We start from the raw sequence: 240 nt of genomic DNA on the forward strand, positions 1-240 counted from the left end.
ATGTTAGCATTTCAATAGCAGCACGTGCACCAAGGTATGAGCCACCAATACCAATAACAACTAACACGTCAGAATTTACTTTAATACGTTTAGAAGCTTCTACAATTCTTGAAAACTCTTCTTTATCGTAATCAATTGGAAGGTCTACCCAACCCAAGAAATTATTTCCTGCACCAGTTCCTTCATGTATCGTTTTGTGTAATGTCTTCACGATATCTTTTTGTTGTTCTAATTCATGTT

At 35.4% G+C, this 240-nt stretch carries 1 pseudogene; it reads right to left on the reverse strand.

Annotated features, from left to right (window positions below):
• Nucleotides 1–240, reverse strand: a pseudogene (locus tag ACZ267_RS13025) (glucose-6-phosphate isomerase); the annotation flags it as partial.

The sequence above is a fragment of the Staphylococcus sp. AC872 genome (assembly GCF_979255425.1).